The sequence below is a fragment of the Halomonas sp. KM007 genome, from assembly GCF_050709225.1.
GTDB classification, from domain to species: domain Bacteria; phylum Pseudomonadota; class Gammaproteobacteria; order Pseudomonadales; family Halomonadaceae; genus Vreelandella; species Vreelandella hamiltonii.
This window is the reverse complement of record NZ_CP136131.1, coordinates 2,694,488-2,705,907: the sequence shown is the minus strand read 5'-3', so window position 1 is coordinate 2,705,907 and position 11,420 is coordinate 2,694,488. Positions and strand designations below refer to the sequence as shown.

The 11,420-nt window shown below is 60.5% G+C and carries 10 protein-coding genes; 2 read left to right on the top strand and 8 right to left on the bottom strand.

The window, feature by feature from the left end; all coding sequences use genetic code 11:
- Window positions 1-11: 11 nt before the first annotated feature.
- The 4 genes from RVM27_RS12800 to pilM are packed head-to-tail and all read right to left on the bottom strand — an operon-like array spanning window position 12 to window position 2,786.
- Window positions 12-530, bottom strand: a complete 519-nt coding sequence (locus tag RVM27_RS12800; RefSeq protein ID WP_167385710.1) for a pilus assembly protein PilP — start codon at window positions 528-530, stop codon at window positions 12-14.
- Entirely contained in the window at window positions 527-1,171 is a 645-nt protein-coding gene (locus RVM27_RS12795) for a type IV pilus inner membrane component PilO (RefSeq protein ID WP_039180103.1), read from the bottom strand. The genes RVM27_RS12800 and RVM27_RS12795 overlap by 4 nt, the downstream gene beginning before the upstream one ends.
- Entirely contained in the window at window positions 1,168-1,728 is a 561-nt protein-coding gene (locus RVM27_RS12790) for a PilN domain-containing protein (protein ID WP_287807686.1), read from the bottom strand. The genes RVM27_RS12795 and RVM27_RS12790 overlap by 4 nt, the downstream gene beginning before the upstream one ends.
- A complete protein-coding gene (gene pilM, locus RVM27_RS12785) occupies window positions 1,725-2,786 on the bottom strand; it encodes a type IV pilus assembly protein PilM (protein WP_498956759.1) in 1,062 nt (353 codons plus the stop codon). Before pilM ends, RVM27_RS12790 begins: the two co-directional genes overlap by 4 nt.
- A gap of 191 nt (window positions 2,787-2,977) precedes the next feature.
- Here pilM and RVM27_RS12780 point away from each other — a divergent pair, with 191 nt between their 5' ends.
- Window positions 2,978-5,506, top strand: coding sequence for a penicillin-binding protein 1A (locus RVM27_RS12780; protein ID WP_498956758.1), 2,529 nt, complete (start codon window positions 2,978-2,980; stop codon window positions 5,504-5,506).
- Window positions 5,507-5,609: 103 nt separating this feature from the next.
- On the opposite strand, the gene RVM27_RS12775 is transcribed toward RVM27_RS12780, so the two are convergent.
- The 4 genes from RVM27_RS12775 to lhgO all read right to left on the bottom strand — a co-directional run bounded on the left by RVM27_RS12775 (window position 5,610) and on the right by lhgO (window position 10,535).
- On the bottom strand, window positions 5,610-7,622 hold the full coding sequence (locus RVM27_RS12775) for a TRAP transporter permease (RefSeq protein ID WP_498956757.1): 2,013 nt from the start codon (window positions 7,620-7,622) through the stop codon (window positions 5,610-5,612).
- Between the two features lie 92 nt (window positions 7,623-7,714).
- Complete coding sequence (locus RVM27_RS12770; RefSeq protein WP_498956755.1) at window positions 7,715-8,236, bottom strand: DUF1850 domain-containing protein; 522 nt, start codon at window positions 8,234-8,236, stop codon at window positions 7,715-7,717.
- Window positions 8,237-8,249: 13 nt separating this feature from the next.
- The gene (locus tag RVM27_RS12765) at window positions 8,250-9,209 is read right to left on the bottom strand and encodes a TAXI family TRAP transporter solute-binding subunit (protein ID WP_287807696.1); all 960 of its coding nucleotides are present in this window, start codon (window positions 9,207-9,209) and stop codon (window positions 8,250-8,252) included.
- Window positions 9,210-9,341: 132 nt separating this feature from the next.
- Window positions 9,342-10,535, bottom strand: a complete 1,194-nt coding sequence (gene lhgO, locus RVM27_RS12760) for an L-2-hydroxyglutarate dehydrogenase (RefSeq protein ID WP_287807697.1) — start codon at window positions 10,533-10,535, stop codon at window positions 9,342-9,344.
- Window positions 10,536-10,646: 111 nt separating this feature from the next.
- Here lhgO and csiR point away from each other — a divergent pair, with 111 nt between their 5' ends.
- Window positions 10,647-11,336 carry a DNA-binding transcriptional regulator CsiR gene (csiR, locus tag RVM27_RS12755; protein WP_287807700.1) on the top strand — a complete coding sequence of 230 codons (690 nt, stop codon included), beginning with the start codon at window positions 10,647-10,649 and terminating at the stop codon, window positions 11,334-11,336.
- Window positions 11,337-11,420: the final 84 nt, after the last annotated feature.

Here is an 11,420-nt window from a genome sequence, read left to right as displayed (position 1 = left end):
GCGCTTGCGGCTTACTCCAACGTCAGCGCCGCCGGGCGCTCCTGCCAGCCTTGCTGCTGATTGAAAATGCGCTCGGTCAGCCGCACCTGCTGCGGTTCAATGGCCGTGATGCGCCCATGGTCGGTACCCAGATAGTTGCCCACCCTGACGCTGGTCACACTGCCATCCGGCGCGGCAATCATACCCACCTGCTGACCGCCCATGCGCAGCGTGCCCACCAGGCGCAGCGATGGCAACGGAAACTGCTCCAACGGCTCGGGAGGGCGCTGCTGGTCCGGGGCAAGGGCACTTTCCAGCAAGGCCGACGAGGCCTGCGTACGAATGCTCTCGGGTGCCAAAAAGGGGCTACGTGCATCACTATAACGATAATCGACCACTCGGTAATCGGGAATCGTCGGTATTTCTATCGGCGGCTGCCCCGCTGGGCTACGCCGAATGTCATTGAGCTGTTCGTCCAACTGAGCCAGGTTGGCATCCCCACAGCCAGCCAGCAGTAACAGGCACCCTACCAGGACGGGCCAACGCTTCATGGAGTGCCCCCCTGCTCTGCATCATCTATATAGCTATAGGTGCGCGCCAGCAGCGACATGCGCAGCGTATCACTGCCCTGCTCAATAGGCACCAGAGTGACATCCTGCTGGGTGATGATCCGCGCCTGCTGGCTAATATCCGCCACGAAGCGTGCCAGCTCATGAAAGCCGCCCCTCACCTGGATATCGAAGGGGTGCTCGACATAGTGGGTATTGAGTACCGTGGGGCGAAGGCGAATGGTCTCGATGGTCAGATTGTTGCTCACCGCAGCATCGCTGATACCGTCCAGCAGCGTGGGGATCTCGGCGCTGGTGGGGAGCATGGCACGCATCGAGGAAATCTGCTCTTCCAACAGCGTCAACTGGTCGCGTACCTCCGGCAAGAAAGCCGCTTCACCCACCTTGCCACGGTACTCACCCAGCAAACGCACTTCCTGGCGCTGCGCCGCTTCCAGCGCAATGCGCTTCTCGCCGACCAGCCACCAGCTCAGACCGCCGAACACGATGACAAATGCCAGCAAGCAGCACAGGCCTTTTAACAAGGTGGGCCACTCGCCCGCCTCTTTTACATCCAGCGCTTGCCAATCGACGCTCTGCAGACGCTGCCACTCGTCACGCCACCGCTGTCGGCTCCAGATCATGGCGCTGACTCCTCGCTACCGGGCAGCACTTGCACCACCTCGAACTGAAAAACCCGGCTGGTGCCATCCTGGCCGCTGGCGACTTCCGACAACAGCGGCACTCCCAAGCCTGGCATGTCGGCGATTTGACGAAGCTGCTCGGATACCTGCCGCTCGTTACCGGCCATGGCCGAAATACTGATACGGTCACCACTGCGCGCCAGACGCTGATACACCACGCCATCGACCACGCTGGCGGCGATGTCATTGAACAACTTGACCGTACTGGCCCGCTCGCCCTGCAGCGTTTGAAACAGCGTCAATTGCTCACCCAGGCGAGCTACCGAGGCCTGATAGCGCTGCACATCGGCAATTTCACTGTTCAAACGCTCGAGCTGTTGCGTGATGTACGCATTGCGCTGCTGCTGCGCCGCCAGCTTCTGCTGATAAAGTTGCGAAGCGCCCAGTCCAAGCCCCACGCCCAGCAGCAACATCAGGATGACCAGCTGCGCGAAGCGTCGCGTGCGTCGCTGCCGTCGCGCCTCACGCCAGGGCAGCAGGTTGATGGTGATGCTCATAGCCCGGCCCTCATGGCCAGCCCGCCCGCGGTCAGCATGGCCGGTGCATCGTTGGTAAGCCCTTCGATATTGAGACGCTTGTTGATCCGCATACGTTGAAACGGATTGGCAATGGTCACCGTCATGCCGCTATCTTCGGAGATACGCTCTGCCAAGCTGGGTATCACGCTCGACCCGCCGGCCAGAACGATATGCTGCACTTCATGCTGGCGGCCAGCGGTGTAATAAAGCTGCAAGGAGCGCCCCACCTGTTGGACGACCGTGTCAAGAAAGGGATTGAGCACTTTCTCCTGATAGTCATCGGGCAAGCCACCGCGTTTCTTGGCAAACCCGGCTTCTTCGATACTGAGCGAATAGTAGTCACGGATGGCATCGGTCAGCTGTCGGCCACCAAACACCGTGTCGCGGCTGTAGACGATATGACCACCGCGCACTACATGGAAGGCATTCATGTTGGCCCCGACATCCACCAGGCCGACGCAGGCGTTGGGGTCGCTATCCACCTTCAGCTGGCGGCGCAGCTCGGCCAACGAGCGCTCCATGGCGAAGGTTTCCACGTCGACGGCAGCGGGTTCGAGCCCTGCACGCTCCAGGGTTTCGGTCAATTGGGAGACATCCTGCTGACGGCAAGCCACCAGAATGACCTGCTGCTGCTCTTCATCGAAAGGCGCAGGGCCCAGGCAGTGAAAATCGAACGCCACTTCACTGAACGGAAAGGGGATATGGCGGTCAGACTCGGCGATGATCCGTTCTTCTATCTCGTCTTCGCTGAGCGAGACGGGAAACTGCAGCGTTTTGGTAATCGCAGCGCTGGCGGGAACGGCGACGGCGGCCTTGCGGGTCGAAGGCTTGGCATGCTCCACTGCCCGACTCAACACGTTGGCCACATCGTTGATATCTCGGATGCGTCGCTCGACCACTGCGCCTTCACGCAGGGGGCGCACGGCGTAGCTTTCTACCTGAAAATTGTCATTGCACTGCTTGAGTTCGAGCAGCTTGACGGTCGCCGAGGTAATATCGACACCAATCAACCCTTTACTGGGTGCTAGTAAGCGCATGTTGAGTCCGGCTCCGCCTGCCTATCGTGCAAGTTTCGAGGTTACATGATTTTTGCTTAAGGCACACGCCAATGCCTCTACGCCATATCAACACTGGTGGCCGCTGCTTCCCCTTCCTATAATGGCAGCCATTGCGCGCTATGGCGGTTACACCACCATACCTACTCTCTTTTCATGGGTGCCCACTGTTCATGACGTTTTTACGAACTCTAGTGCTGTCGCTATTTTCGCTGGTCGTTGCGCTGATGGGCGCCACGGTACTGGCGGTCATCGGCGCGGCGATCTACTTCTCTCCGGGTTTGCCCGACGTTCGGCAACTGCAGGATTTCGAGCTGCACACGCCGCTCCGTATCTACACCAATGACGGCAAGCTGATTGGCGAATTTGGCGAAGAGCGCCGCATGGCGATCGACTTCGATGACATCCCGGACAACATGGTCAACGCGCTGATTGCCGCCGAGGATGCCAGCTTCTTCAACCATGCCGGCGTCGACCCGCGCGGCCTGGCCCGAGCAGCGGTGGAGCTAGTACAGAGCGGTGGCACCATTCAGTCGGGCGGCTCGACCATTACCATGCAGGTGGCGCGTAACTACATGCTGACCCTGGACCAGACGTTCACGCGTAAAATACGCGAGATCCTGCTGGCCCTGCAGATGGAAAAAGTGCTCAGCAAAGAGGAAATCTTCGAGCTCTACGTCAACAAGATCTTCCTTGGCAACCGCGCCTACGGTATTGCCGCAGCGGCGGAGACCTACTACAACAAACCGCTGGCCGAGCTGAGCCTGGCCGAAACTGCCATGATTGCAGGCCTGCCCAAGGCGCCGTCTGCCTTCAACCCGCTGGCCAACTCCGAGCGCTCGCTGATTCGTCGTAACTGGATCCTGTTCCGCATGCGCGAACTGGGCTACATCGACAACGAGGCTTACCAAGCCTCGGTGCAGGACCCGGTCACCGCTCGTCGCCACTTCACCCAAACCGAGGTGGATGCGGCCTATGTCTCTGAAATGGCCCGTCAGTACGCCATCGAGCGCTTTGGCGATGCGGCCTATACCGGCGGCTACCGCATTTACACCACCATCGACAGCACCATGCAGCCTTTCGCCCGCCAGGCATTGGCCAACGGTTTGATTGCCTATGACCTGCGTCACGGCTGGCGCGGTGCCGAACAGCGTGAAATCGCCCCTAGCCTGGTCGAAGCCCAGGAGCAGACCAATACCCAGGGCCTCGAAGAAGAGCTCTCGGAGTCACCTGAAATTCGCCAGACCGCTCGTCAGGCCGCCCAGCGCAGCCAGACGGAAGTGGAAGGTGTCGATGGCGACGTGAGCAACTGGCTGCAGGTACTCGAACGCACGCCCAACTATGGCCTGCTGCGTCCCGCCATCGTGGTCGAAAGCAGTGGCCGCGAAATGCAGGTACTCACCCGTGGCGGTGAACTGCACACCATCGCCTGGAGCGGCTTGAGCTGGGCGCGCCCCTACCTCAGCCCGCGCAGCCGAGGGGCCGAACCCAGCAGCGCCAGCCAAATTGCCGAGCGTGGCGACCTGATTCGTGTCATTGAGAATGACGACGGCTCCCTGCGTCTCTCTCAACGCCCGGATGCCGAAGGCTCGCTGGTGGCGCAAGACCCGCGCACCGGCGCCATTCTGGCGCTGCAGGGCGGCTTCGACTTCAACGCCAGCAAGTTCAACCGCGCCGTACAGGCTCAGCGTCAGTCCGGCTCGATCTTCAAGCCGTTCATCTATCTGGCGGCACTGGAAGATGGCGAAATGAACGCCGCCAGCGTGGTCAATGATGCCCCCGTAGTGCTGGACGACGGCAGCAACGCCCTGTGGCGCCCGGTGAACGCCAGCCGTGACTTCCAGGGCCCCATGCGCTTGCGCCCTGCGCTGGCTCGCTCTCGCAACCTGGTCACCATTCGTGTGCTGCAGACCATGGGGTTGGATCACACCATCCAGTACCTGGAAGGGTTCGGGTTTGCACCCCAGCGCCTGCCACGTGGCCTGTCGCTGGCGCTGGGCAGTGCCGACCTGACGCCGCTGGAAATGACCAATGCCTACGCCGTGATTGCCAACGGCGGCTTCCAGGTCTCCCCCTGGTTCATCGACCGGATTACCCGCGATGACGACAACGAGTTGATCGACGAAGCCACCCCGCAAGTGGCCTGTGCCAGCTGTGCCGAAGGCCAGGAAACCGTGGAAATCGATGGCAAGACCTACCCCGTTGCTCCCCGCGTAGCCGATGCGGCGGCGGTGTATATCCTGCGTGACATGCTGCGCGACGTCATCACCTCGGGCACTGGCCGTGCAGCGCTCAGCCTGAACCGCGATGACATCGTGGGCAAAACGGGCACCACCAACGGCCAACGGGATGCCTGGTTCGCAGGCTTCAACAGCGCGCTGGTGACCACCGTTTGGGTGGGCAAGGACAACAATGAAACCATCGCCGAGTACGGTGCCAATGCCGCCCTGCCCATCTGGATAGAGTTCATGGGGGATGCCCTGGCAGGCTCGCCCTCAGCGATCCCGGAGCGGCCTTCCACGGTCATATCGGCACGCGTGGACGCCTCCACGGGGCGACGCCTGCACGATGACCAGCCTGGCGGTATTTCCGAGCTGTTCCACCGTGACCACTTGCCGGGCTATCAGGCCCGAGGCATCAGCCAGGAACTGGAAGAAGCCAGCGGCTCGCAGGGGTCAGGCGCGGCAGAGTCGATCTTCTAACTGCCCGTCAGGATCGCGCTGCGGGATGGCCTGGCCTGAACCACAGGCATGAAAAAGCCCGGGAACCTCTCAAGGTTTCCGGGCTTTCTTTTGGGGATGGCCGTTAGCTCGGTACGCTCAGATTTTCACGACGGCTGGCCTGCCAGTTGACTGCGATGACCACGCTCATGACCACCACGCCTGCGATTTCTGTCCACAGGCTGGGGTAGAACACTGCGAAGATCGCGCCGCCAATGGCCAGACGCGACAACCACGACATGCGCGTAAACAGATAGCCCTCCAGCGACGCAGCAAACGCCCCCAGCGCCAGAATGGCGATGACCCCGTTCCAGATCACCACCGGTACCGGCCCGCCCACGATGATTTCCGGGTTGAACACCATGAACAGCGGAATCAGGTAGAGCCCCTTGGCAAACTTCCACGCCTGCACGCCGGTTTCCATGGGTTTACTGCCCGCAATCGCTGCCCCGGCAAAGCCTGCCAAGGCGATGGGAGGCGTCACGTTGGAGTCCTGGGAGTACCAGAACACCACCAGGTGAGCGATCAGCAGCGGCACGCCGAACTCGGCAGTCAAGGCTGGGCCGACCAGCACGATCAATACGATATAGCTGGCCGTCACGGGCAGCCCCATGCCCAGAATCAGACTCGCCAACAGAACCATCAACAGTGCCAGCACCAGGTTACCGCCAGAGAAGGCCAGCATCATGGAGGAGAACTTGAGCCCCAGGCCAGTCAGCCCCACGACGCCCACGATGATCCCTGCCACGGCACAGGCCATCGAGACCGCCACGGCGTTGCGCGCGCCCAGCTCCAGCCCCTGAACCAGCTTCACCAGCCCGGCCCACAGCACCCCCTTGGTGCGCTCGAAGGTCACGGGTTGGCCCTGCTTGGGAGCCACGAAGAAGTACCACAGCGCATAGCGGATCACCGCCACGGCGACCATGGTCACCACCGCGTAGTAGCCCACCCGCATGGGCGACATGCTCATGGCCAGCAGCCATACCAGCACCGCCAGCGGCAGCAGGAAATGCCAGCCATCCTTCATTACCTGGCGCATCTGCGGCAGCTCGCTCTTGGCCATGCCCTGCATGCCTTGCTTCAAGGCGATGATGTGGACGAAGAGATACACCGTGGCAAAGTACATGATGGCCGGCAGAATACTGATCTTGACGATTTCCAGGTACGGCGTATTGGTGTACTCGGCAATCAGGAACGCCCCGGCCCCCATCAGCGGCGGCATGATCTGCCCACCGGTAGAAGCCGCCGCCTCGATGCCTCCCGCCTGCTTCGGCTTGTAGCCCAGCTTCTTCATCAGCGGAATGGTGAACGCTCCGGTGGTCACCACGTTGGCGATGGCACTGCCAGAAATCGACCCCATGCCCGCCGATGCCAGCACCGCCGCCTTCGCCGGGCCACCACGCTGCCTGCCCGTGGCTGCGTAAGCCATGTCGATGAAGAACTTGCCTGCGCCCGTGCTTTCCAGAAACGCCCCAAACAGGACGAAAATGAAGACATAAGTGGCGGCCACGCCCAGCGGCAGGCCGAAGATGCCTTCTTGCCCCAGGTAGAGCTGACCCGCCACGCGGTCGAGGCTGTAGCCACGGTGGGCCATGATGCCGGGCATCCACTCGCCCAGCCAGGGCAGCTCGCCCCGCGGCCCGGCAAAGGCATAGATGATCGCCAGCAGGCCAATGATCGTCATGCCCAGGCCCACCGCACGGCGGCTGGCTTCCAGTACGGTCACCGTGGCAATACAGGCCACCAGAATGTCCGTCTCGTTCCAGAATCCGGCGCGGCTGAAAATGGCGTCCAGGTTGAGCACCAGGTACCCCCCGGTGATCAGCGCCCCGGCGAAGAAGATAAAATCGATCCCCCAGCCCAGCACACCGCGTTTACGGTGAGGGCCAAAAGCCGGAAACATCAGAAACGCCAACAGCATGATCAGCGCAAGGTGGATACTGCGCTGATAGAAGAGACCCAGGGGTTGAATACCCGCAGAATAGAGTTGGAATAACGAAAGCCCCACGGCAACAATGGTGATACACCACAGCACAATGCGGGGTTGAATCGCATTCCCGCCCGGCATGATGACCGGCGGTGGAGTGGATTCGTTCATGAAGTCCTCGGAAGCGTTAGCTAACTTATACGTTATGTAATAGCGCCAGGCGTGGTACACCCGGCTTTATGTGATGTGCTTGGCAACAGCTTTCATTGACAGATATCGTCATGGGGCAAGACGTCGCGAGCCTCCATCAGTTGAATCGTGACACGCTGCCCGGCCACCCGCTCGCTCAGGCTGCACGCGGCATGCTCACCATCGGGCCAGACCACCTGATGGTTTACCGCGAGAGCCCCCACCCGTAGTGCGTAGCGGTTATTGGGCACCGATTCGTTAATCTCATTGATCCAGTAGCCACCCTCCCCATCCGACACTTGCTCGCCACGGCCCAGGACATGCCCGAGCCCAGCGGCAAAATCCGGCTGATGGCTACGCTCCAGCTGCAGCGTTCCTGCCGCATTGCGGTAGCAGTCCAGGACCGTGAAATGCTTCACCGAGTGCTGCCACTGGATGCACCAGCGGCTGCCGCTGGGTGCCGCGACATTCAGCAGCGCCTGATGCTCTTGCGTCGTGACGACCAGACGCTGCGACGCCGAAGCAGGGGCAGCCCCCGCTTCGGCGCACATGCCGCTCATCGAGAAAAGCGCCACCAGTGGAAAACACCACCGCATAGCGGCTTCGCGATTACGGGCGCAGGTTGTCAGGGATATCCGCACCGACTTCTTCGAAGTAGCGAAGCGCGCCCGGATGCAGCGGTACCGGCGTAGAGTTCATGGTGAACTCGATGGTGGTGTCGTTAGCCGCTGGGTGAACGGCAATCAGCTCATCGGTGTTTTCGAACAGCAGCTGAGTCAACTGGTAGGCCAGCTCTTCATCCATATCGGCGTTGACGACCAGCACGTTAGGGATACCGATGGTCTGTACCGCCTCGTCCATGCCGTCGTACATGCCCGCGGCCAGTTCATAAGGCGCAAACACCGCTTCCACTTCCTGAGCGTTGGCAATCTCTTCATCGGACAGGCCGATCAGGCGAATATCGCGGGTGGCAGCAAGGTTGAGAATCGAGCTGGTGGGCGGGCCAACGCTCCAGAAACCGGCATCGATATCGCCATCACGAATCGCGTCAGCGGTTTCGTTGAAGTTCAGGCGCTGGGGAGTGAAATCTTCATAGCTGACGCCGTTGGCTTCTAGCAGAGCACGGGCGTTCAGCTCGGTGCCGCTACCCGGTGCGCCTACAGAGACACGCTTACCGGCTAGGTCGGCAATGCTCTGAATGTCAGACTCTGCCAGGGTGACCAACTGCACAGCATTGGGATACACAGACGCGAGCGCGCGGGTGTTCTCGATCTGGCGGCCTTCGAAATCGCCGGTGCCGGTATAGGCTTGGTAGACCGTATCGGCCAACGCCAGCGCCATATCGGCATCGCCACGCATGATCAAGCCCATGTTCTCGACCGAGGCACCGGTCACTTCAGCCGTCGCTTGAGCACCTTCGATATGGTTGTTGATCATTTCGGCAAAGCCACCACCGATGGGGTAGTAAACGCCGCCGGTACCGCCGGTCGCGATGGAGAGCTGCTGAGCGCTGGCGGGCAGAGCAGCCGCCATCATGGTCGCTGCAACGGTATATTTTAGTTTTTTCATTGGAATTGCCTCCGTCCTGCTTGGACTTATTGATTATGGTTGACGTAAAGGGAGGTAAGGAGCCAGTTTCTCGCCGCCGTCAGCGGCGCCGAGAACGGTATTTAAACGTTAGCACGGCAGTCGCGTTAGATACTAATCCAACAACGTTTTCACCTGCTCCACGATATGCGCACCAATGGGTAGCGCCGAGGTCGCCGCAGGCGATGGCGCATTGCCCACGTTGACCGTGCGCGGAGTATTCACGAACAGGAAGTCATCCACCAGCCGACCATCGTTGGAGACCGCCTGAGCACGTACGCCCGCCGGGTAAGGGGTCAAATCCTCCAGGGTCAGGCTCGGGCAGTACTTGCGAACCAGCTCCAGATAGCCGCGCTTGTAGAGCGAGTTTCTCATTTCCACCAGCCCAGGCTTGAGATGCTTGCCCAGCACTTTCAGGATGCCTGGGTGGCTGAACATCTGCCCCATATCGCGTAGCGACATGTCCTGCTTGCGGTAGCCCTCGCGTTTTAACGCCAGCACCGCGTTCGGCCCCACGGTGACCGTGCCATCGATCATCCGCGTCAGATGAACGCCCAAGAACGGCATGGCGGGATCGGGAATGGGGTAAATCAGATGGTTGACGATTTGATTGTGGCGCTCGGGAAGCAGGTAGTATTCGCCACGGAAGGGGCAGATCGTAAAACCTGGGTCTTTGCCCAGCATGCGGATGACGCGATCGGCCATCAGTCCCGAGCAAGAGACGAGGTAACGACCGGTGAAAGCGCCCTTTTGGGTCGTCACCACTACCTCGTTGGTACGCTCTTCCAACCCGGTCACGCGGTGGTCAAAGCGGATCTCACCGCCAAGGCGCGTGAACTCTGCCGCCATGGCGCGGGTGACTTCAGCGTAATTCACAATACCGCTAGAGGGCACGAAAATACCCGCTACGCCGGTGATATTGGGCTCGCGCTCCTTGAGTGCCTCGGCCTCTAGCCATTCACGCTCCAGACCGTTGGCCGCCGTGCGCTCCCAGAGCGCTTCCATACGCTGCTTTTCCAGCGGATTGGTGGCCACCAGCAGCTTGCCGCAGATGTCGTAACGCACGCCATGCTGGTCACAGAACTCGCGGGTCGCACGGTTACCCTCCAGGCAAAACTTCGCTTTCAGGCTTCCCGGCGTGTAATACACCCCGGCATGAATCACGCCGCTGTTATGGCCGGTTTGATGCTGAGCGGGGCCTGCTTCCTTTTCCAACACCAGCAAGCGTTTGTCCGGGTAGGCCTGTTGCAGCTGCATGGCGGTGGAAAAACCCAGTATGCCGCCGCCGACAATAATGAAATCCCACATAAATGTCGTTACCTGTGCCAAATTTTCAAAATTTATTGATAATAGCCGTTATTCTACGTTGACCGCCATACCCCTACATTGGTCTAAGCCACACTGATCCAAGGAGTCCCTATGGAGCACGATGCACCGCGCCAGAACCTAGCGATTAGCGCTTACCACGCGCTCAAGCAGGACATCATTCGTGGCCGCTATGCCCCCGAAGAGAAGCTCTTGATGAGCCGTTTGAAAGAGTATTACGGCGTGAGCACCGGGCCGCTGCGTGAAGCGCTGTCACAGCTGGTCGCCGACCGGCTGGTCGTGGCCATCAGCCAACGGGGCTACCGGGTGGCCGCCATGTCGCTGGCCGAACTGAACGATATCTACGACGCTCGCGCCCAGTTGGAAGGGCTGATTTTGCGCCTCGCCATCGAACGTGGCGACGACGACTGGGAAGCCAACGTGCTGGCCACGGCACACCGCCTGGCCAAAGTCACCGACGTCAGCTCCCCCGACGAACTGCTGGACGGCTGGGATTTACGCCACAAGGCGTTCCATACCGCCATTGCCAGCGGCTGCAACTCCCCCCACCTGCTGCAGATGCGCGACACCCTCTTCGATCAGGTAGAGCGCTATCGCCACCTGTGGCTGCAAGAGACCGTCATGTCGCCCCAGGCGCTGGACATCAAGCGCCAGGAGCACGCTGCGCTGGTGGACGTCATTCTCGCCCGCAATGCCGAGCAGGCCGCTAACCTGATGCGCGACCACCTGATGACCCCGGTGCCTATCATCACACGGGTACTCCAAGCCCGTGGCATCGATTGAATGCCGGGTGATTAAATTCTGCGTTTTAAAAAAATGTAGAAATTTTTAAATAACGGCGATACATTGAACTCAACACGATCATCT